At 58.1% G+C, this 19908-nt stretch carries 21 protein-coding genes; 12 read left to right on the forward strand and 9 right to left on the reverse strand.

What is annotated here, in order from left to right:
• Positions 1-5: 5 nt before the first annotated feature.
• The 3 genes from ACN0WW_RS13030 to gpmA all read left to right on the forward strand — a co-directional run bounded on the left by ACN0WW_RS13030 (position 6) and on the right by gpmA (position 2580).
• Positions 6-830, forward strand: a complete 825-nt coding sequence (locus ACN0WW_RS13030) for a peptidylprolyl isomerase (protein ID WP_417613185.1) — start codon at positions 6-8, stop codon at positions 828-830.
• Positions 827-1828 carry a HupE/UreJ family protein gene (locus ACN0WW_RS13035; protein WP_417613187.1) on the forward strand — a complete coding sequence of 334 codons (1002 nt, stop codon included), beginning with the start codon at positions 827-829 and terminating at the stop codon, positions 1826-1828. Before ACN0WW_RS13030 ends, ACN0WW_RS13035 begins: the two co-directional genes overlap by 4 nt.
• Positions 1829-1893: 65 nt before the next feature.
• The gene (gene gpmA, locus ACN0WW_RS13040) at positions 1894-2580 is read left to right on the forward strand and encodes a 2,3-diphosphoglycerate-dependent phosphoglycerate mutase (RefSeq protein WP_417613189.1); all 687 of its coding nucleotides are present in this window, start codon (positions 1894-1896) and stop codon (positions 2578-2580) included.
• Positions 2581-2589: 9 nt separating this feature from the next.
• On the opposite strand, the gene ACN0WW_RS13045 is transcribed toward gpmA, so the two are convergent.
• Positions 2590-3069: a GGDEF domain-containing protein gene (locus ACN0WW_RS13045; protein WP_417613191.1), complete on the reverse strand. Its 480-nt coding sequence runs from the start codon at positions 3067-3069 to the stop codon at positions 2590-2592.
• A 249-nt stretch (positions 3070-3318) separates the two neighbouring features.
• The gene (locus ACN0WW_RS13050) at positions 3319-3798 is read right to left on the reverse strand and encodes a GGDEF domain-containing protein (protein ID WP_417613193.1); all 480 of its coding nucleotides are present in this window, start codon (positions 3796-3798) and stop codon (positions 3319-3321) included.
• Between the two features lie 332 nt (positions 3799-4130).
• On the opposite strand from ACN0WW_RS13050, the gene purE reads away from it, so the two are divergent.
• The 9 genes from purE to ACN0WW_RS13095 all read left to right on the forward strand — a co-directional run bounded on the left by purE (position 4131) and on the right by ACN0WW_RS13095 (position 12771).
• On the forward strand, positions 4131-4619 hold the full coding sequence (gene purE, locus ACN0WW_RS13055; RefSeq protein WP_417613195.1) for a 5-(carboxyamino)imidazole ribonucleotide mutase: 489 nt from the start codon (positions 4131-4133) through the stop codon (positions 4617-4619).
• A gap of 9 nt (positions 4620-4628) precedes the next feature.
• On the forward strand, positions 4629-5699 hold the full coding sequence (locus ACN0WW_RS13060; protein WP_417613197.1) for a 5-(carboxyamino)imidazole ribonucleotide synthase: 1071 nt from the start codon (positions 4629-4631) through the stop codon (positions 5697-5699).
• Between the two features lie 35 nt (positions 5700-5734).
• Complete coding sequence (locus ACN0WW_RS13065) at positions 5735-6229, forward strand: dihydrofolate reductase (protein WP_417613199.1); 495 nt, start codon at positions 5735-5737, stop codon at positions 6227-6229.
• Positions 6226-7485 carry a dipeptidase gene (locus tag ACN0WW_RS13070; RefSeq protein WP_417613201.1) on the forward strand — a complete coding sequence of 420 codons (1260 nt, stop codon included), beginning with the start codon at positions 6226-6228 and terminating at the stop codon, positions 7483-7485. Before ACN0WW_RS13065 ends, ACN0WW_RS13070 begins: the two co-directional genes overlap by 4 nt.
• A 65-nt stretch (positions 7486-7550) precedes the next feature.
• Positions 7551-8474 (forward strand): bifunctional riboflavin kinase/FAD synthetase, encoded by a 924-nt coding sequence (locus ACN0WW_RS13075; protein WP_417613203.1) that lies wholly within the window; start codon positions 7551-7553, stop codon positions 8472-8474.
• Between the two features lie 186 nt (positions 8475-8660).
• Positions 8661-11636, forward strand: coding sequence for an isoleucine--tRNA ligase (ileS, locus tag ACN0WW_RS13080; RefSeq protein WP_417613205.1), 2976 nt, complete (start codon positions 8661-8663; stop codon positions 11634-11636).
• A complete protein-coding gene (locus ACN0WW_RS13085; protein ID WP_417613207.1) occupies positions 11633-11773 on the forward strand; it encodes a hypothetical protein in 141 nt (46 codons plus the stop codon). The genes ileS and ACN0WW_RS13085 overlap by 4 nt, the downstream gene beginning before the upstream one ends.
• Before the next feature lies 1 nt (position 11774).
• Positions 11775-12308 carry a signal peptidase II gene (gene lspA / locus ACN0WW_RS13090; RefSeq protein WP_417613209.1) on the forward strand — a complete coding sequence of 178 codons (534 nt, stop codon included), beginning with the start codon at positions 11775-11777 and terminating at the stop codon, positions 12306-12308.
• A 55-nt stretch (positions 12309-12363) separates the two neighbouring features.
• Positions 12364-12771: a DUF3035 domain-containing protein gene (locus ACN0WW_RS13095; protein ID WP_417613211.1), complete on the forward strand. Its 408-nt coding sequence runs from the start codon at positions 12364-12366 to the stop codon at positions 12769-12771.
• A gap of 94 nt (positions 12772-12865) precedes the next feature.
• Here the strand turns inward: ACN0WW_RS13095 and ACN0WW_RS13100 are convergent, their stop codons facing one another.
• The 7 genes from ACN0WW_RS13100 to ACN0WW_RS13130 all read right to left on the reverse strand — a co-directional run bounded on the left by ACN0WW_RS13100 (position 12866) and on the right by ACN0WW_RS13130 (position 19716).
• A complete protein-coding gene (locus ACN0WW_RS13100; protein WP_417613213.1) occupies positions 12866-13156 on the reverse strand; it encodes a DUF167 domain-containing protein in 291 nt (96 codons plus the stop codon).
• A gap of 179 nt (positions 13157-13335) precedes the next feature.
• A complete protein-coding gene (gene purH / locus ACN0WW_RS13105; protein ID WP_417613215.1) occupies positions 13336-14928 on the reverse strand; it encodes a bifunctional phosphoribosylaminoimidazolecarboxamide formyltransferase/IMP cyclohydrolase in 1593 nt (530 codons plus the stop codon).
• 2 nt (positions 14929-14930) lie between these two features.
• Positions 14931-16718 (reverse strand): heparinase II/III family protein, encoded by a 1788-nt coding sequence (locus tag ACN0WW_RS13110; protein ID WP_417613217.1) that lies wholly within the window; start codon positions 16716-16718, stop codon positions 14931-14933.
• Positions 16715-17377 (reverse strand): ribulose-phosphate 3-epimerase, encoded by a 663-nt coding sequence (rpe, locus tag ACN0WW_RS13115; RefSeq protein WP_417613219.1) that lies wholly within the window; start codon positions 17375-17377, stop codon positions 16715-16717. Before rpe ends, ACN0WW_RS13110 begins: the two co-directional genes overlap by 4 nt.
• 120 nt (positions 17378-17497) lie before the next feature.
• A complete protein-coding gene (locus tag ACN0WW_RS13120) occupies positions 17498-18775 on the reverse strand; it encodes an RsmB/NOP family class I SAM-dependent RNA methyltransferase (protein ID WP_417613221.1) in 1278 nt (425 codons plus the stop codon).
• A 214-nt stretch (positions 18776-18989) separates the two neighbouring features.
• Positions 18990-19385, reverse strand: coding sequence for a MarR family winged helix-turn-helix transcriptional regulator (locus ACN0WW_RS13125; RefSeq protein WP_417613223.1), 396 nt, complete (start codon positions 19383-19385; stop codon positions 18990-18992).
• A gap of 37 nt (positions 19386-19422) precedes the next feature.
• Positions 19423-19716 carry a putative quinol monooxygenase gene (locus ACN0WW_RS13130; protein WP_417613225.1) on the reverse strand — a complete coding sequence of 98 codons (294 nt, stop codon included), beginning with the start codon at positions 19714-19716 and terminating at the stop codon, positions 19423-19425.
• Positions 19717-19908: the final 192 nt, after the last annotated feature.

A 19908-nucleotide genomic window follows, 5' to 3' on the forward strand; every position in this document is an offset into this window, starting at 1 on the left:
CTTGCGTGAAAATATTCCGTGACCCAATCACGCATTTTGTCCTGATCGGACTGGCACTGGTCGCTTTAAACGCAATCTGGAACGGCTGGCAGGGAGAGCAAGGCCGCACCATCATTGTCAGTGCAGCGGAGATCGGGCGGCTCGAACAAATCTGGGCTAACACCGCAGGGCGTGTGCCGACCGGAGCAGACCGGCAACAAATTATCGATCAATATGTCCAAGAAGAAGCGCTTGTGCGTGAAGCCGAACGACTGGGCCTAGGCGATGGCGATACGATCATCCGCCGGAGGCTGGCGCAAAAAATGGCTTTTCTGGTCGGTGATGAAACCAAGATCGATGATCCAACGGATGCCGAATTGAAAGACTGGTTCGCCGATCACAGCGACCGCTTTGCGGCCCCCGAAATGCGTAGTTTTAACCATGTCTATTTCAGTCCGGAAAGACACGGATCGGCGGTCGAGGCAGCCGCCAAAACCGCGCTTGATCAACTACGGTCCGGCGCCGAATGGAAAGAGCTGGGTGATCCCTTCATCCAGAAACGCAGCTACGCCGCGGTGCCGGAACGGGAAGTCGCCAGACTGTTCGGACCGGAATTTGCGAAGGACATATTTAGGCTGGGCAAAGGCGAATGGAGCGAGCCGATCGGGTCTGCCTTTGGCCTGCATCTGGTCCGTATCGCGGCGATCGACAGCGCAGCGAAAGCGCGTTTCGAACCCATTCGGGAGGAAGTGCTGGCTGCTTGGCAGGATGAACAGCGCACCAATGCCAAACGGGCGGCGCTTGAGGACCTGATTGGCCACTACAAGGTGGTCGTCGAGAAAACGCAATGAAGAGTAGCGAGCACTCATTGCTTCGCGGTGCTCTGGCGCTCTGGCTGTTGGCGCTGATACTGGCGATGCTGGCGAGCCCCGCTACGGCTCATGAAATCAGGCCGGCGGCGCTGACCATCAGCGAGCAGGCCGATGGCAATTTGTCCGTGATCTGGAAACAGCCGGTGTTGTCGGGACGCAAGCTCAGGATGCGGCCGATCCTGCCCGAGCAATGCGCTCCACCCGAACAGACGCAGCAGGAATTTACCGGCACCGCAACCGTTGAAAGCTGGCAGACCGCTTGCCGTCTTGACCGGGGCGAGATCAGAATCGAAGGCCTTGAACAGACGCTGACCGATGTCTTTGTCCGGGTGAAATTTGCAAACGGAAGCGAACTAACCAGGGTGTTGCGGCCGGCAAGCACGGGCTTTTCGCTGGCGAACGAAAGCGGAAACTCCCCGGCCAGCGCCTATCTGCGGATCGGCGCGGAGCATATGTTATTCGGCTGGGATCACCTTCTGTTCGTTCTCGGCCTGCTGTTGCTCACTCCGGTGCGCCGGATTTTATGGGTGATTACTGCCTTTACCGCTGGCCACAGCCTGACACTGGCGATCACAGCGCTGGGCCTGTTCCGTCTGCCCAGCGGGCCGGTCGAGTTGTTGATTGCGCTCAGCATTTTCTTTCTGGCGGTTGAGGTTGTCCGCAAGCAGGCCGGCAAAACCAGTTTCACCATCCGCCAGCCCTGGGTCGTCGCGATGGCCTTTGGTCTTTTGCACGGGCTTGGATTCGCTGGCGCACTGTCCGAGATCGGTCTGCCCAGGGGCCAGGAAATCTGGGCATTGCTGCTGTTCAATCTGGGCGTGGAAATCGGCCAGATTCTGTTTGTCGCTGCGGTTCTGGCCGGTTACTGGCTGATCAGCCGCCTGCCCGTTGACCGGCAAAATTTGCTTTTCCGCCCTGCCCTCTATCTGGTCGGCTCGCTCGGCGCCTATTTTACGATGACCCGTATATTCATCTGAAATCACTCTTGGCGGTTGATATGATCACCGTTAGAGAGAAGCGAACACAAGCTTAAGGACAATCTATGCCGCAACTCATTCTGCTTCGCCACGGCCAGTCGCAATGGAATCTCGAAAACCGCTTTACCGGCTGGTGGGATGTCGATGTGACGGAAAAGGGGGTCGAAGAAGCAAAGGCGGCAGGCCAACTGATGAAAGAACGCGGCATTGATCCGAATGTCTGCTTCACCAGCATGCAGACAAGGGCGATCAAGACGCTCAATCTCGCGCTTGAGGAAATGGGTCGGCTGTGGTTGCCGGTGGAGAAAAACTATCGGCTGAACGAGCGTCATTATGGGGGACTGACTGGTCTCAACAAGCAGGAGACCCGGGACAAACATGGCGATGAGCAGGTTCATATCTGGCGGCGCAGCTTTGATACGCCTCCACCGCCAATGGCATCAGACAGCCCATACCAGATGTCCAATGACCCGCGCTACAAAGGGATAGAAGTTCCGACTACAGAAAGCCTGAAAGATACGATCGCGCGCGTGTTACCTTACTGGAAGAGCCGGATCGCGCCCGAATTGCAGAATGGAAAAAAGGTTCTGATTTCGGCCCATGGCAACAGCCTTCGCGCGCTGGTCAAACATCTCTCCAAAATTCCGGATGACGAGATTACCGGTCTCGAAATTCCGACGGGCCAGCCAATTGTTTATGAACTTGATGACGATCTGAACGAGATCGAGCGCTATTATTTGTCCGAGCGATAGTCAGAGCGGCTAGGCCGCTCTGCCGTTTGAGCCATATGTCGTGAATTCGGCCCGGGCCATCATTCCGTCGGTCGTATCCTGCGGCCCCATGCAGCAATAATCGATGGAAGCACCGAAGGGAATCCGCTCACAGGTATGGAAGATTTCCTCGCCGTTGAGATGGCTCAAGAGGAACGCGATCTTGTTCTCGACCTGATCGCCGTTCAAATGCTCAAACAGCAGGCCGAATTCGTTCCCTGCGATGCGCGCTGCCACATCACTGTCCCGAATCTGCCGTGTCAAAATTTTTGCCACACGCACCAACAGCGCGTCGCCGACTGTGCGGCCGTGCGCCGCGTTCACCACTTTCAAATTGGCAACATCGAGAAATAATATGGCACAATTGTCGCCATGGGTCACACATCGCTGACGCCGGTAGTCCAGGTTCTCTACAAAAAAACGCCGGTTTGCTATCCCAGTGAGCGTATCCTGATAAGTGTACGGCTCCATCTCCCATAGTCCTTTTTTTGGAACTTAAAAATTGACAATGGAAATATAATATTTCCAGAAGATGGTTTATTAAAATAGTTGAATAAATATATGATGTATTTTTATGATTAAATAATAAACTATTTTTAGAGGCGTTATCCTGCAGCCAATTATATTGCAGATGAAATTCTGAAGACTTTGTGAGATGCAAAACGAGCACCGGGCCTATGCTGCAAGGCGGCTGAACCGTCGTGCCGAAGCGCGGAACCTCTATCTGAACTCGTCTTTTGCATTGTACATCGCTGCATCGGCGCGAGACATCAGACCATCTTTCGTGTCCTGCGGACCAATGAAACAATAGCCGAATGAAGCACTCAGGGGCAAAGTGATGCCTGCATGGACAAGATTGGCCGATCCGAGCCGTGCGTTCAAAACGTCGATTTTGGCAACAACCTCATCGCCATCCAGATGGTCGAGCAGCAATCCGAATTCGTCACCGCCGATCCGTGCCACCACATCTGTCGCTCTTGTATGGCTTTTCAAGATGTTTGCTAAACGGATCAGCAGCGCATCACCGGCAGCATGGCCGTGTTCATCGTTGACCGCTTTCAGCTTATCGACGTCAAGAAATACCAGGGCCGAATTGTCGCCATAGCGCCGACATCGCTCAACGCGGTTCTCAAGGCTCTCGACAAAAAAGCGGCGATTTGAAAGTCCGGTAAGCACGTCATGATAAGCATGCTGCTTCATTTCAGCGAGATCCTCTTTCAGTGCAAATATTTCCCGCTCCAAGATAAGGCAGTTTGCACAATTATGATTATTGCTTGGCTGATGCTTTTGCATTTTATTTGCGATTCCCGGTAGTGATGAGACCTATATTTGCATGTATTTCAAAGCACAACAGGGTTATCACATTATTTACGGCTTACTTGAGAAATGCTAGATCATTTGCTCTAAATTGGTAACAATCCCGCCGACAACAACTTGCCGCGCGCTAATTTTCCCCCGCAATATGTGTCATTGCGTCGGCACCGATTCCCGACTAAACCGCATCGCTTCCGTAGCATTTGTCAGGGGTAAAAATGGTCGAAGCACCTCCTCCGGTTGGAATCATCATGGGCAGCCAGTCCGACTGGGCAACGATGAAGCTTGCAAGCGATATCCTGCACGATCTGCAGGTCACGCATGAAGTGAAGATTGTCTCGGCCCATCGCACACCCGGCCGTCTCTATGACTATGCCAGCTCGGCAGCGGAACGCGGGCTCAAGGTGATTATTGCCGGTGCCGGCGGCGCCGCCCATCTTCCCGGCATGGCGGCATCGATGACCCGCATCCCCGTGCTCGGGGTTCCAATCCAGTCCAAAGCGCTGAGCGGCATCGACAGCCTGTTGTCGATCGCGCAGATGCCCGCGGGCATCCCGGTCGGGACGCTGGCGATCGGCGAAGCCGGTGCCAAAAATGCGGCGCTGCTGGCGACAGCGATACTCGCCAATTCTGACACGGCGCTGGCCGAGCGACTGGACACATGGCGCACGGCGCAGTCCGAATCCGTCGCGGAAGCGCCCGAATAACCCGCCATAATGAAAACACTCTCACCAGGATCAACCATCGGAATATTGGGCGGCGGTCAGCTTGGCCGGATGCTCGCCGTGGCAGCGGCGCAATTGGGTTATCGCTGTCATATTTATGCGCCGGAAAAAGAGAGCGTCGCTGCGAAAGTCGCGGCAGAATTTACCTGCGCGCAATATTATGATTCTGATGCGCTGATCCCCTTCGCCGAAGCCTGTGATGTGGTCAGCTATGAATTTGAAAATGTTCCCGTCGGACCGCTGGAGCTGATCAAGGATCAGGTATCCCTGTTTCCGCCGGCTTCGGCTCTCAACATTGCGCAAGATCGTGTCGAAGAAAAAAATTATGCCTTGGCGCAAGGCGGCTTGACCGCACCCTTTGCGATCGTGAATAATCGCAATGAATTGGAGGCCGCACTCGACAAAACCGGTTATCCAGCGATCATCAAAACCATTCGCATGGGCTATGACGGCAAGGGACAGGCGCGCGTCAAGCAGGGCGACAATCTGTCTCAGCATTGGCATGATACCGGTCGAAAACCGGCGATAGCAGAGGGTTTTGTATCCTTCAGCCACGAATTTTCAGTTTTGCTGGTGCGCGGACAGGATGGCGAAATTCGCTATTGGGATACGCCGCATAATGTTCACGAGGATGGCATATTGGCGGTCTCAACTGCTCCTGCGCCGCAAACCATATTGGATCAGAAAGACGCCGCTCGAGCACTTGCCAGCAAGATGGCCGATGCAATGGATTATGTTGGCGTACTGACCTGCGAATTTTTTGCGAGTGATGACGGCCCGGTATTCAACGAGATGGCCCCGCGCGTACACAATAGCGGACATTGGACCATCGAGGGTGCGGTCACCAGCCAATTTGAAAATCATATACGGGCGATTTGTGGCCTGCCGCTGGGCGACACCAGCCTCGCCGCAAAAAAAGTTGTGATGCACAATCTTATCGGTGCCCAGGCCGACGACTGGCAGGCGCTGCTGCGCGACGGGTCCAACCACCTCCACCTCTATGGCAAGGGCGAGAGCCGGCCAGGCCGAAAAATGGGTCATGTCACCAAAACATATTTCTAATTTGCAGTCTGCCGGATCTGCGCTAGTCGTCGCGCATGAACCATCCTGAAATCATCTTCTTTCTCGCGCGCGCCGACAATGGCGTGATCGGTGACGGCGACTCCATCCCCTGGCACCTCCCCGAGGATCAGCGGCGTTTCAAGCGCCTGACGATGGGCAAGCCGATGATCATGGGGCGCAAGACCTTCGACAGCCTGCCCGGTCTGCTGCCGGGTCGGCGCCACATCGTGCTCAGTCGTGACGATAGCTGGGAAGGCGATGGCGCCGACGTTGCAAGCAGCGTGGAAGACGCGCTGAAAATGGCCAATGCACCGCATATCGCGGTGATCGGGGGCGCGGAGATCTACAAGGCGTTTCTTAACAAGGCCGACAAGATCGAGCTGACCGAAGTGCATAGCGAACCGGTCGGCGACACCACCATGCCGGCCTTTGACAAGGCGGTCTGGCAGGAAGTTGCGCGCGAAGATCATGACCCGAAAAATGGCAAGCCGGGCTACAGCTTCGTAACGCTGAAACGGAGGCTGCCTTGAAGAAATTCATCCTGACATTGCTGGCTCTTGTTGTGATTGCGATCGCTGCCTTTCTGATCTTCGGGCCAGCCTGGTTCGAAAAGCAGACCAATATGGTCGACGGCAAGCCGCTCCCTGAGATTAGCGCCGAAGCGCAGAGGTTGCATGACAGTCTGATGATCGTCGATCTGCACGGCGATACATTGCTGTGGAAGCGCAAGATTACCGACAGCGCCGACTATGGTCATATCGATCTCAAGCGCCTGGAGGAGGGCAATATCGGGCTGCAGATTTTTTCCAGTGTGACGAAGACCCCGAGAGGCCAGAATTACGACAGCAACAGCGCCGATACCGATAATATCACGTTGCTAGCGATCAGCCAGTTGCAGCCGATGCGGACCTGGTTCTCGCTGCTCGAACGCCAGCTCTATCATGCACAGAAGCTGGACCGGGCGGTAAAGGACAGCGCCGGGGCCTTGGCAAAAATCAGCAATGCCGCCGATGTTGATGGCCTCGTCGAATTCCGCGCCCGGACCGGGAAACCGATTGGCGTGATGTTCTCGGCCGAAGGGCTGCAGACGCTGGAAGGCAAGCGCGAAAATCTGCAGAAACTCTATGACTCGGGCATGCGGATGGCTGGTCTGGTACATTTTTTCGATAACGAGCTGGCCGGATCGATGCACGGCGAGAAAAAGGGCGGGCTGACCAAATTCGGCCGGACCATCATCCGCGACATGGAGCAGAAAGGAATGATCGTCGATATTGCCCATTCCAGCCATGCGACCGTCGCCGATATCCTGAAAATGGCCAAGCGTCCGGTGGTCTCCAGCCATGGCGGCGTGCAAGCGGTGTGCGGGGTCAATCGCAACCTCACCGATGCAGAAATCAAGGGCGTGGCGGCGACCGGCGGCGTCATCGGGCTGGGCTATTGGGATGGCGCGATGTGCGATACCGATCCCAAGACCGTGGCCAAGGCAGTCAAACATGTCCGCGATCTGGTCGGCATTGAGCATGTTGCGCTGGGCAGCGATTTTGATGGCGCGGTGACGACGCGATTCGACACCAGCGGCGTGGTCCAGATTACCCAGGCGCTGATGGATGCCGGATTCACCGAAGCGGAAATCCGAGCGGTGATGGGGCTCAATGCGTTGCGGGTGATCAAGGCAGGAATTGAGCCGCTGCCGAAAGCTGTCGTCGTGCCACAGGGTGCCGTCACACCGGAGACACCGCTGGTGGTCAAGCCCGGCACCGATGCCCGCGAACTGGTGACCGAGTAGAGGCCTATCTGCGCTGGCGCTACGAACTGGTTGAATGAAATGCAAAAGCCCGCAATAGCGATCCGATGATCAGACTGAATGGAAAAGACCGGATCGAAGGCGACCTGCGCGGGGCGATCATTGCGCTCGGCAATTTTGATGGCTTTCATTTCGGTCATCAGGCGGTTGCGGGCAAGGCGCTGAGCTGGGCGCGGGAGGAAGGTCGCCCGGCGATTATCGCGACGTTCGATCCGCATCCGGTGCGTTTTTTCAAGCCCGACCTGCCGCCCTTTCGGCTGACATCGCTGGACCAGCGGCAGCGGCTGTTCGCCGATGCCGGAGCCAGCGCAATGCTGGTGTTTGAATTTAATGCGGCGCTGGCGACTACGACGGCGGAAGATTTCATCACCGATCTGCTGATTGATCGCTTTGGCGCAGCGGGCGTGGTGACCGGAGCGGATTTCACCTTTGGCAAGAGCGCGCAGGGTAATATCGATCTGTTGCGAGAAGTCGGAGCGGCCCACGGAATGACCAGTGAAGCGGTCCGGCCGATCAGCGACAGCGATGACGTGATCTCTTCCAGCCGGATTCGCGCGGCACTGAAAGAAGGGCATTGCGAAGAAGCGAACCGGCTGCTCACCCGGCCTTTCGCGATCCGGGGCGAAGTCATCCATGGCGACAAAAATGGCCGTTTGCTCGGCTATCCGACAGCCAATGTCGATATTGGCCAATATCTGCGCCCGCATTATGGCATATATGCCGTGAAGGGCCGCCTGCCCGATGGCCGGGTGCTGAATGGCGCGGCCAATCTGGGTGTCCGGCCGAGTTTTGATCCGCCGAAGGAATTGCTCGAGCCCTATTTCTTTGATTTTTCGGAAGATCTTTATGGGCAGACGATCGAGGTCGAGCTGCACCATTTTCTGCGCGGAGAGCAGAAGTTTGACGATCTGGAGGCGCTGAAGGTGCAGATGGAGCGGGATTGCGAGCGGGCGCGGCAACTATTGGACTAGCAATATCCGTTGGTGGTGAGCTGCGCTGCCGTTAGCCCTGAGCTTCTCGAAGGGCGCCTTGCGACGGGAGGCGTGGTTCGACAGGCTCACCACTAACGGTTTTGAAGCAACCCCCGTTATCAGGCCACTTCACCCCGTGAAATCCCGCTTGCACACGGGCCCCGCCTCCCCTAATCCCCGGCGATCATGACCGACACCAAAGCAGATTACAAAGACACGGTTTTCCTGCCGAAAACCGATTTCCCGATGAAAGCCGGCCTTGCCCAGAAGGAACCGGCGATTTTGGAACGCTGGCAGAGTATTGGGCTTTATGAAAAGCTGCGCGAGGCCCGGGCTGGCCGCGAGAAATTCATCCTGCATGACGGCCCGCCTTATGCCAATGGCAATATCCATATCGGCCACAGTCTCAACAAGACGCTGAAGGATCTGGTGGTTCGGTCGCAGAGCCTGCTCGGCAAGGATGCGCCCTATGTGCCGGGCTGGGATTGCCACGGGCTGCCGATCGAATGGAAGATCGAGGAACAATATCGCAAGAAGAAGCGCAACAAGGACGAGGTTCCGGCCAGCGAATTCCGCGCCGAATGTCGGACCTATGCCGACAAATGGGTCGACGTTCAGCGCGAGGAGTTCAAGCGCCTGGGCGTGATGGGCCAGTGGGACAAGCCCTATCTGACGATGGATTATGACGCCGAAGCGGCGATTGTCACCGAGCTATTGAAGTTCGCCGAAGCGGGCCAGCTCTATCGCGGCGCCAAGCCGGTGATGTGGTCGCCGGTGGAGAAGACCGCGCTGGCCGAGGCCGAGGTGGAATATGAGGATATCGTCTCGACGCAGATTGACGTGGCGTTCGAGATTGTTGAAGCGCCGAATGCGCCGGAACTGGTTGGCGCCCACGCGGTAATCTGGACGACGACGCCTTGGACGATCCCTGTTAATCAGGCTTTGGCTTATGGGGCGGATGTTGATTATGTCTTGGTCGAAGTAACATCTGCTGACGAGTTTGTTGAAGATGGCGAAGATCCGATCTTTGAAAACCATTGGGGTGCATATCTCATTGCTGAAGAGTTGATTCCGGAATTTGCACAACGAACGGCGAAAGGCTTTGGCGGAACCACTAATCTGGAGAATAAGTGGAAAGGCAAAGGCTCCCAGCTCGCCGGTGCCATCGCCAAACACCCGATGGCGAACAAATTCCCGGACAGCGAATTCTACACCAAGCCGCGCCCGTTTCTCGATGGCTCGCATTTCGTCACCACCGATGCGGGTACGGGGCTGGTCCATATGTCACCGGACCATGGCGAGGATGATTTCGATCTGTGCAAGAAAAACGGCATCAACCCGGTGTTCGCGGTCGAGGCCGATGGCGTCTATCGCCAGGACTGGGAATGGCTGCCGCGCGGCGACGAGCGCTCCGGCGGGGTGATCAACAAGAATTTCAACGGTCCACAAGGCCCGATCTGTTCGGATTTGCGCGAAGCGGGCGCGCTGCTCTCGGCCAGTGCCGATTTTACCCATAGCTATCCGCACAGCTGGCGGTCGAAGGCGAAGATCATCTATCGCTGCACGCCGCAATGGTTTGTGCCGATGGATAGACCTCTTCCCAAAGGCATCTCGACTTCGCTCGATGCGAACGGGGATGGGGGCAAGACCGTTAGTGGTGAGCCTGTCGAACCACGCCTTTCGGACGAGAAGCGCCCTTCGACAAGCTCAGGGCTGACGGACTCCGCAACCCTCCGCGAAGTCGCGCTGGACGAAATCCGCAACAAGGTGCGCTTTGTGCCGGAACGAGGACGTCGTCGACTGGAATCGATGGTCGAGGGGCGACCCGACTGGGTGCTGTCGCGCCAGCGGGCCTGGGGCGTGCCGATTGCGCTTTATGTCGATCGCAAGAGCGGTGAATATCTCAATGATCCGGCGGTCAATGCGCGGATCATCGAAGCGTTCAAGACAGGCGGAGCCGATGCGTGGTTCAATGCCGATCATCAGGAATTTCTCGGCAACGCCTATGCGCTCGATGATTATGAAGTGATCACCGATATTCTGGACGTCTGGTTCGACAGCGGCTGCACCCATGCCTTTGTGCTGGAGAGCGGCAAATGGCCGGAGCAGCGCAGCCCGGCGGATCTCTATCTGGAAGGCAGCGACCAGCATCGCGGCTGGTTCCAGTCGAGCCTGCTGGAGTCCTGCGGCACGCGGGGGCGGGCGCCTTACAAGGCGGTGCTGACCCACGGCATGACGCTCGACAAGACCGGCAAGAAAATGTCGAAGTCGCTCGGCAACACGCTCGATCCGAAGAAGATCATCGATGTGCAGGGCGCGGATATTTTGCGGCTGTGGGCGGCGAGTGTCGATTTTACCGAGGACCACCGGATCGGCGATGAAATCCTGAAAGGGGTTTCGGACAGCTACCGGAAGCTGCGCAATACGTTCCGCTATATGCTCGGCGGGCTGGGTGATTTTACCGACGCCGAGCGGGTGGCTGTGGCCGATATGCCGGAGCTGGAACGCTATATCCTGCACCGGCTGGCCGAGGTCGATGCGGAGCTGAAGCGCCATGTCAACGACTTCGCCTTCGGTCCCTATATGCGGGCGCTGAACGCCTTTGCGCAGGAAGACCTGAGCGCCTTCTTCTTCGATATCCGCAAGGACTGCCTCTATTGCGATGCGGCGGATGATCCGAAGCGCATGGCGTACCGGACGGTGATGGATATCCTGTTCCACGCCCTCACCCGCTATATCGCGCCGGTGCTGGTGTTTACCGCCGAGGAAATCTGGCAGAGCCGGTTCCCGGATGAGAATGACTCGATCCACTTGAAGGAATGGCCGGACGTTGACGCGGGCTGGACCGATGCCGATCTCGCTGGCAAATGGCAGAAAATTCGCGATGCGCGGGAAAAGGTCACCGAAGCGATCGAACCGTTGCGGCGGGAAAAGACGATCCGGTCCAGTCTGGAAGCGGAAGTTGTCTATCCGATGGCCGACCTGCCGATCAGCACCGATGAATTTGCCGAGCTGGCGATTGTGGCGGATGTCACCGATGGTGCCGAAATCACCGTGAGCAAGACCGATAATCACAAATGCGGTCGCTGCTGGCGGTTGCTGCCGGAAGTGGAAGAGGATGGAGCGTTGTGCGATCGTTGTACGGAGGTTTTGGCGGAATGAGTGATACGCACTCACTCGTCATCCTGAACTTGTTTCGGAATCCCGCCGGGCTTGGCGCTCTGTCGAGAGAGATCCTGAAACCAATTCAGGATGACGACTTGCTGCTTCACGATGGCGCTGTTTGGAACGGATTTTGATATGACCAACGCCGATCAAATCAAGAAATACCGCCGTGCCGGACTGGTCATTGCCTTTCTGATTTTTGCGCTTGATCAGCTCAGCAAATTTCTAGTGATGGAGCCGCTGCAGCTGCCCACCAGACAGCAGATCGAACTGATGCCATTTTTCAACCTGACCTGGGCGGAAAATTACGGGGTTTCGATGGGCTTTCTCACCGCTTCCACCGACTTTCAGCGCTGGGCGCTGGTCACGCTGACCGGCTTGATCGGTGTGGCTGTCTTTGTCTGGATGCGCCGGGAAAAGGCCAAATGGGACATTGTCGCGCTGAGCATGATTCTGGGCGGCGCGATGGGCAATATCGTGGATCGGGCGCGACTCGGCTATGTCGCAGACTTTGCCGATCTGCATTTCGGCGATTTTCGGCCTTTCCTGATTTTCAATCTGGCTGACGCCTGTATCAGCATTGGTGTCGTAATCCTGCTTGCGCGGGCGCTGCTTATTCGCGAAAAGACGGATCAGACAAAAGACGATGTTCAGCTTGACGAAAGTTGACCTGTGTCAGGAGCGCGCTATCAGGCTCCGTAAGAGATTTTTGAGGGATATCATCATGCGTAAATCCACCGTCGCCATCAGCCTTCTTTCGCTGGCCAGCCTGACGGCATGTGGTTCGAGCGGTCTGTTTGACCGGGATCGGCCCGACGAATTTGCGGTTTCGCGCCAGCCCCCGCTGGTCATCCCGCCCGATTTCACGCTGACCCCGCCACAGCCCGGTCAGCCTCGGCCGCAAACCGGTGGCCTGCAACAGCAGACCCTGGAGGCCATGTTCGGCGGTCCCCAATCACGCAGCATCACCGAATCGGCAATCGTCGATCAGGCTGGTAGCTCTGACGCTGGAATTCGTTCGTCGGTCGGTGATCCGGAGACGTTCACGGTCGACAAGGGCAGCGTAACCCGCGACATCATCGCCGCTCCCGAAGGCGATGGCCAGAACGCACAGGCCGCTACGCCGCAGTGATATTGGTGCTCCGCCGTTGAGGTGGAGCTTGGCGATATTTCCCGTTTTATGGCGCAGGGCTCCGCATCGAGTGCGGAGCACCGGGGCACTCTCTTCAACCCGGGATAGCGATGACCTTGATTCTGCTGGTCCCGCCGCGGATGACTGCCAGCGATGTTTTGGGCAGGCCGAGTGCTTTGGAGAGCAGCTTTAGCACCGCCGCATTGGCCTTTCCGTTCTCTGGAGTAGCAGTGACGCGGATCAGCAACAGGCCGTCCGGTCCGTTTTCTGCCGGAAGGCTGATGCTGTTTTCTCCTGCGTTGGGCGTGACTTTCACGGTCAGCTCGCCATTTTGGACGAGCGCCAGCAATTGGTCACGGGGAGGGAACAGGGATTTTTTTGCCATTGCCTTTTATCGATCCCTTCTCCCGTGAGGGAGAAGGATAGGGAGCCTTATTCGCGAAACGGATTAGGCGGACTTGGATGAGGGCGTTCTTCCATCTGAAGCGCAGTGCACCCTCACCCAGCTGCGACTAGGCAGCAAGCTGCCAAGTCTGCGCGTCCCTCTCCCTTGAGGGAGAGACCTTAGTGCCTAAAGTGCCGCATGCCGGTAAACAGCATCGCCAGGCCGGCTTCGTCGGCGGCGGCGATGACTTCGTCGTCGCGGATCGAGCCGCCGGGCTGGATCACTGCGGTGGCACCCGCCTCGACCGCAGCCATCAGGCCGTCGGCAAAAGGGAAGAAGGCGTCCGAGGCGACGGACGACCCGATGGTGCGGGACTCGTCCCAGCCGGCTTTTTCCGCTGCATCCTTGGCTTTCCACGCAGCAATCCGCGCGGATTCGAGGCGGTTCATCTGGCCAGCGCCGACGCCTGCCGTTGCTCCGTCCTTGGCGTAGACAATTGCATTGGATTTGACATGTTTGGCGACCGTCCAGGCGAATAGGCAGTCGGCCAGTTCCTGTTCGCTCGGCTGGCGCTCGGTCACGCATTTGAGGTCATCGCGCGAGATATGCCCATTGTCGCGGGTCTGCAGCAGATAGCCGCCCGCGATATTCTTGACATTCATGCCGGTGCGGGCCGGATCGGGCAGTTCGCCGGTCAGCAGCAGCCGGAGATTTTTCTTCTTGGCAAAGATCGCCTTGGCGTCGTCATCAGCATCGGGCGCGCAGACAACTTCGGTAAAGATTCCGGTCATTGCTTCCGCCGCAGCGCCGTCAAGCGGGCGGTTGACGGCGATGATACCGCCGAAGGCAGAGACGCTATCGCAAGCAAGCGCTGCTTTATAGGCGTCAACGATATTGTCCGCGCTGGCGACACCACAGGGATTGGCATGTTTGACGATCACCACGGTCGGCGGGCCGTCGCGGAATTCGCTGACCAGCTCGAGCGCGGCATCGGCGTCGTTATAATTATTGTAGCTGAGTGCCTTGCCCTGCAATTGTTCGGCCTGTGCGATGCCGCTCGCAGACGGACCGTCGGGCAGATAGAGCGCCGCGCTCTGGTGCGGATTTTCTCCGTAGCGTAGCTCGACCGGGCGGCTCATGGTCAGTGGCAGCGTATCAGGGAACATCTTGCCCTGGTCGACAAAGCCGAACCACTGGGCGATCATGCTGTCATAGCGGGCGGTCGCGGCAAAGGCCTTGGCGGCCATATTCTTGCGGAAGGCGAGCGAAGTGCCGCCGTCATTATCCTGGAGCTCGGTGAGCAGAGTATCGTAATCCGAAGGGTCGGTAACGATGGTTACGAAATCATGGTTCTTCGCTGCGCTGCGCACCATCGAAGGGCCGCCGATATCGATATTCTCGATAATCTCGTCGCGCTCGGCGCCCTTGGCGACGGTCTGGGCGAAGGGGTAGAGATTGACGATCACCAGATCGATCCCGGCGATATCATGCTCTTCCATCGAGGCAACATGGCCGGCGTCATCGCGCCGGGCGAGCAAGCCGCCGTGGACTTTCGGATGGAGCGTCTTCACCCGGCCATCCATCATTTCGGGGAAATTGGTCACGTCGCTGATATCGGCCACTTCCAGTCCCGCATCGCGCAGCGCCTTGGCGGTTCCACCCGTCGAAATCAGCGAAACACCCAAGGCCGCCAGTTTGCTGCCGAGTTCGGCCAGTCCGCTCTTGTCAGAAACCGACAGAAGCGCGCGTTTGATCTTAATATTTTCGGTCATTGCTATCCCATATGTTTGAGCAGCCAGCCGGTGGCACCACCGCCCCTGCCCACTGCTCCGGAAATCACCATCTGCATCACGTCATGGCCAATGCCCATGCCGTCAACCCAGACGCTTTCTTCCAGTTGAATTTCACCGCTGGTCGAGCGGAATTGCCATAAATTACCGTCTTTCAGGCGCAATAGCACGCCCTTGCCCTCTGAAATCAAGTCACTTTCGATATCCGGTCCCAGATGGAAGCGCAGCGCATATTGAATATCGGCCTTGCGGCGCCGGCGTTTCTTGCCATCGGGGATCAGCATATCTTCGCCGCGCAGCTCCAGCCCGTCGGAGCGCAGCAGCAGCAGCCGCTTGTGCACCAGCCCGAAGCGCTTTGCATAACCATCGTGGCTGGCCTCCAGCCGGGTCGCGTTCTCGACGTCGCGCCGGAACAGTTCGACTTCGCTGACACCGCGCCCGAGCTTGCCGTCGGGCAATATCGATGTGCTGTTGCTGTCCTCTATGCAGAGCGTGCTGTGGGCTGCGGTGGTGCGCAGGCCCCGCGCGAGTGCTGCCGGGATCGTAGCACCGACCAGCCCCGCGCCGCCGCAATTGCTGATGATCCGGCAATCGCCATGGGAAAGTTCAAAGGCCAGGGTCGAGGCACAACCGGCAACCGCCATCCGCGCGATCGGCGGGGGCGCTGCGTCCAGAACCAGCACCGACCGGCCGGATGTCACTCGCTGATAGCCCCATTCCCTTGCCTGCCGCAAAGGTCTGGCACGGACACCACTGGCCTCGACGACTTGCGCAATCTGTTCTGCCGACGTCGCGCCGCTGCCCTGCCAATTGCCCATCGTGCCGTCGAAATGGGTGAGCGCCGTCAGCGGCGGCACGGCCTGGTTGAGCGCCTCTTCCAGAAACGGCGGGGCATCGAATTTGCGTGCCAGATAGACTTGTTTCAGCATCGACAGCAGCACGACCGAGTCCATCTGCGTAATCGGCGACCGGGAGACGGCCCCGCCATCGGCAAAGAAAAATTCGCCCATCGCCTTTTCGAGACCGGCTTCGCCGACAATCTGGCGCACCCGGCCCTCGGGCAACAGCAAGGATGCGGCCACCACGCCGCTCCACGCCACCAGACGGCCCAGACTGGATTCGGCCTTGTCGGCAGTCCGGTCGAGATGGCGCGCGGTGCGGGCAATATTGTTGAGCAGCTTGGAGCGGTAGATCAGATCTCTGGACGACAGGATGAGCGGCGCGTGGCTGGCCCAGATCAGCAATCGCCAGCCGCAATTGTCGGGCCGCCAGGCCGGCTGACGGATCACGCCGCCATTGGCATCCAGCCACTGGTTCATCAGCTGTTCCGCTACCGGTACGGCCTGATCGCGCGACGCCGCGGTATCTAGATCGCGCAGCCACTGGAAGCGATGCACATAATCCTCAAACTGCGGTGGTAGCTTGAGATTGGCGAAATCGATATTCTCGTGCTTTTTCTTGAGTCCGCGAAACAGGAAATGGCCGGCGCGCACGGCCATGCCCTGAACCCGGTCCCCTTCGACCGGATCAACCGGGACCGCCAGCAGCCGCAAGGGCAATTTCCCGGACAGGCGGAGCCGGTGCATCGGCATCCGCCAGGTCATCCGATAATAGAGCATCGCCACCTGCTCGGCGAGCGACTGGCCATGATCCCGATCGTGGCGGAGGGTCAGGCTCCGTCCTTCACCCGCGCTGTCATGTTCGTCGTGGGTGGATTGTTCATCCGGATCGCCGTCACCGAGATCCAGCCGGTCAGAACCGTCGGTCGTCATTCACCCCTCAAACCGCTGATATTGGAAGCATAATGATCCGGACCACCCCTAAAGGTTGCGGTTCCGGCAACCAGCGTATCGGCACCGGCCGCGATCGCCTTGGGCGCCGTGTTGAGATCGATGCCGCCGTCCACTTCCAGACGGATATCCTTGCCGGTGGCGGTGATCCGGCTGCGGATTGCTTCGATCTTGCGCAGCTGGCTGTCGATGAAACTCTGTCCGCCAAAGCCGGGGTTGACGCTCATCAGCAAAATCAGGTCGAGGTCCTCGATCAGATAGTCGAGAATGTCGAGCGGAGTCGCCGGGTTGAGCACCAGACCGGCCTGCTTGCCCAGCCCCTGGATCGTCTGAACCGTGCGGTGCGGATGCGGGCCGGCTTCCGGGTGAAAAGAGATGATGTCTGCGCCGGCGTCGGCAAACGCCTCAAGATATTGGTCGACGGGAGATATCATCAGATGGACGTCAAAAGGCTTGGCACTGTGCGGGCGCAACGCTTTTACGACCGCAGGACCGATGGTGATATTGGGTACAAAATGGCCATCCATCACATCGACATGGATCCAGTCACAGCCAGCGCGGTCAATGGCCTGCACCTCTTCTCCCAGCCGAGCGAAATCGGCAGAAAGAATGGACGGGGCGATACGAATGCTGTCGGACATGGCGCTTCCTTAAACTGTTTCCGGCCCTAGAATTTTTGGTCGGAGCAAGCAAGGCGCTAATCCGGTGCTGCCACAGTCCCTTGTGGACAATTTGGGGACAGGTTCACAATATGTAGAGGATCAGTCTTTGCAGACCAGACGGGCGATGAAGAAACCGTCGACATGGCCCTGCTCTGCCAGTGTTGTTGGCAGCGTGCGAACACAACCATTTTGGGTTGGCACTATATGCTCTGGCAGCTCTGCGACGGTCACCGGATCAATGGCAAACTGATCATGGCGTTCGAGAAAAGCTTCGATCTGCTCCTCGCCTTCTTCGGGTTCCAGCGAGCAGACGGCATACACCAGCGCCCCCCCGACTTTCACCCAGGGAGCGATGCGGTCGAGCAAGGCAAGCTGTCCTTCCGCCCGGTCGGCGATCTGCCGGGCACCGATACAATGTAGCACGTCTGGGTGACGGCGGAAAATACCGGTGGCGCTGCACGGGGCATCGAGCAGGACCGCATCGGTAGGTTCAGCTGGCTGCCACTGCATGAGATCGGCGATCACTTCTTCGGCTTGCAACTTTGTCCGCCCGAGATTGTCCTGAAACCGCTCCATCCGCTTCGCACTGCTGTCGACCGAGATCACCTTCCAGCCGGCGCTGGCCAGTTGCATCGTCTTGCCACCAGGAGCGGCGCACAGATCCAATATCGTCCGGCCCTTGCCTGCCCCGAGCAGCCGCGCAGCAATCGAGGCGGCGAGGTCCTGGACCCAGAACTGGCCTTCGTCGAAGCCGGGAAGCCCGGTAACGGGAAGATTTGGAGGCATGCGAAGCTGTTTCGGAGCGAGCTTCTCGCCCTCCAGCGCACCAATATCGTCCGTCTGAAAGCTGAGATCCAAGGGCGCGGGCTTGGCCCAGGCACGGTTCGCGGCGTGGGCCACGTCCTCGCCCCAATTGTGGGTCCAGCGGTCAAGCGTTTCGCCCGGAATTTCCGGATATTCGGGCAGTTTCAGTTCACCCGATTCAACGCCGCGCATGACAGTGGAAAAGACGCCGTGGACGAGGCGGCGCGGGCCGCCATGAACGAGCGGCAAAGCGGTCGAAATCGCGGCATGTTGCGGCGTATCCAGAATCAGCACCTGCGCCAGCGCGATCCGCAGAGCCATCCGCGGCTTGGCATCGTCGGCCAGCCGGTTGCGGGTGGCGCTGTCGATCATCGCGTCGAGTGCGCTCATCCAGCGCAGAACATTGGCAGCGATATTGTGGGCCAGCGCCTTGTCAGAAGGGTTGGACAATTTGCCGGTCGCGGCAGGCATCGCCTGATCCAGCGTCTCACCGCGCCGGCAGACAGCATCGAGCAGACGGAGAGCGGACTGGCGCGTGGCGAGGCCGGGGATGGCTTTATTGGGCTGGTTCATGGTTCAATTCCGCACTGGCTTGCCCCGGATCGCCGGGACATGCGCAAACCGGATGGATTGCGCTGCCGCACCGCATAGACCTTCCCGCGTTTCGATCAAGCTTTTGGATGGGCGGAATGTGGCCGATGCAGAAGCAGCAGGCCAGCTTATCGGACGATTGCCGTCGTTCGCACGCTCGTTTTGTTACACGAAGGCAAACTTTCCCAACGTCATACTACACCGCGCCATGGAGTATCGAGAAATATCCCGGCAGGACTTCACCCAGCTTGCTCTCACCCGACCGAGTTAGAGAAACTTCCCTCGATCTTGCGTCGTCCTCGCCGGCGGCAATTGCTATCAGCCCGGACTCCTCCAAGGTCCGGAGTGTCCGCGTGACAACCGGTCGCGAGACGTCGAGCCTTTCCGCAATCTCGCTCGCGGACAAGGCTGTACGGTCCGGTTCGCGATCAATGAGGATCAGGATCAGAAAGCGCAATTGCGAGAGGTCATGTGTTGCAAAATAGGCTTCCAGCTTGCGGATCAGGAGGCTGCCGGTTCGCATAAGAGACAGCGCGCCAAGTACCCTGGCCGGGTCGACGCTGTCGAAGCGGTCCGCATATCCTTCGACCATTCGCCTGCTCGGCAAGCCTTTTAGAAAAAACATAGCGCTAGCTAACCGGACGCAAGCGGATGATATCTGGCTCTTCCACCAGCCAGTCCTTGTAGGCTTCGAAAACCGCCTTGGTGTATGGCTGTTGATGATGCGCTTCCAGAGCAGCTTCATCGCGCCACTCCTCATAAAGATGCAAGCTTCCGTCCTTAGCGTTTTCGCTCAACCGGAATGTGATGCAGCCCGGCTCGGCGCGGGTGCGATCGATGATCGCACAGATTGCATTGCGCGCCTCATCAAGATTCTCGGTGTGCGGCTTAATTTTTGCGATGACATTCAGTCGATCCGTCATGAGCACTCCTTTAGTTATCATGATAACTATATACAGACATTGCTTGTTTTTCAAGGGTCGTGCGGATCGTTGTCCGACCATATATCTGTGTCTGGCGAATCACGATGATCAAGGCACGAGGTTATAGGGTGATAGGCTGGACCAGCCACCGAAGCCGGGACATGCGCAGACCGGATAGTGTGCATTTTCTCA

Origin of the sequence: Parasphingorhabdus sp. (assembly GCF_048269865.1) — a bacterium.
In the GTDB taxonomy this organism is placed as follows: Bacteria; Pseudomonadota; Alphaproteobacteria; order Sphingomonadales; family Sphingomonadaceae; genus Parasphingorhabdus.

What these genes read in the sequence shown, in the direction of transcription:
- ACN0WW_RS13035 (WP_417613187.1), top strand. Translation starts at nt 827, where the DNA reads ATGAAGAGTAGCGAGCACTCATTGCTTCGCGGTGCTCTGGCGCTCTGG.
- gpmA (WP_417613189.1), top strand. Translation starts at nt 1,894, where the DNA reads ATGCCGCAACTCATTCTGCTTCGCCACGGCCAGTCGCAATGGAATCTC.
- ACN0WW_RS13045 (WP_417613191.1), bottom strand. Translation starts at nt 3,069, where the DNA reads ATGGAGCCGTACACTTATCAGGATACGCTCACTGGGATAGCAAACCGG.
- ACN0WW_RS13050 (WP_417613193.1), bottom strand. Translation starts at nt 3,798, where the DNA reads ATGAAGCAGCATGCTTATCATGACGTGCTTACCGGACTTTCAAATCGC.
- purE (WP_417613195.1), top strand. Translation starts at nt 4,131, where the DNA reads ATGGTCGAAGCACCTCCTCCGGTTGGAATCATCATGGGCAGCCAGTCC.
- ACN0WW_RS13060 (WP_417613197.1), top strand. Translation starts at nt 4,629, where the DNA reads ATGAAAACACTCTCACCAGGATCAACCATCGGAATATTGGGCGGCGGT.
- ACN0WW_RS13065 (WP_417613199.1), top strand. Translation starts at nt 5,735, where the DNA reads ATGAACCATCCTGAAATCATCTTCTTTCTCGCGCGCGCCGACAATGGC.
- ACN0WW_RS13075 (WP_417613203.1), top strand. Translation starts at nt 7,551, where the DNA reads ATGATCAGACTGAATGGAAAAGACCGGATCGAAGGCGACCTGCGCGGG.
- ileS (WP_417613205.1), top strand. Translation starts at nt 8,661, where the DNA reads ATGACCGACACCAAAGCAGATTACAAAGACACGGTTTTCCTGCCGAAA.
- ACN0WW_RS13085 (WP_417613207.1), top strand. Translation starts at nt 11,633, where the DNA reads ATGAGTGATACGCACTCACTCGTCATCCTGAACTTGTTTCGGAATCCC.
- lspA (WP_417613209.1), top strand. Translation starts at nt 11,775, where the DNA reads ATGACCAACGCCGATCAAATCAAGAAATACCGCCGTGCCGGACTGGTC.
- ACN0WW_RS13095 (WP_417613211.1), top strand. Translation starts at nt 12,364, where the DNA reads ATGCGTAAATCCACCGTCGCCATCAGCCTTCTTTCGCTGGCCAGCCTG.
- ACN0WW_RS13100 (WP_417613213.1), bottom strand. Translation starts at nt 13,156, where the DNA reads ATGGCAAAAAAATCCCTGTTCCCTCCCCGTGACCAATTGCTGGCGCTC.
- purH (WP_417613215.1), bottom strand. Translation starts at nt 14,928, where the DNA reads ATGACCGAAAATATTAAGATCAAACGCGCGCTTCTGTCGGTTTCTGAC.
- ACN0WW_RS13110 (WP_417613217.1), bottom strand. Translation starts at nt 16,718, where the DNA reads ATGACGACCGACGGTTCTGACCGGCTGGATCTCGGTGACGGCGATCCG.
- rpe (WP_417613219.1), bottom strand. Translation starts at nt 17,377, where the DNA reads ATGTCCGACAGCATTCGTATCGCCCCGTCCATTCTTTCTGCCGATTTC.
- ACN0WW_RS13120 (WP_417613221.1), bottom strand. Translation starts at nt 18,775, where the DNA reads ATGAACCAGCCCAATAAAGCCATCCCCGGCCTCGCCACGCGCCAGTCC.
- ACN0WW_RS13125 (WP_417613223.1), bottom strand. Translation starts at nt 19,385, where the DNA reads ATGGTCGAAGGATATGCGGACCGCTTCGACAGCGTCGACCCGGCCAGG.
- ACN0WW_RS13130 (WP_417613225.1), bottom strand. Translation starts at nt 19,716, where the DNA reads ATGACGGATCGACTGAATGTCATCGCAAAAATTAAGCCGCACACCGAG.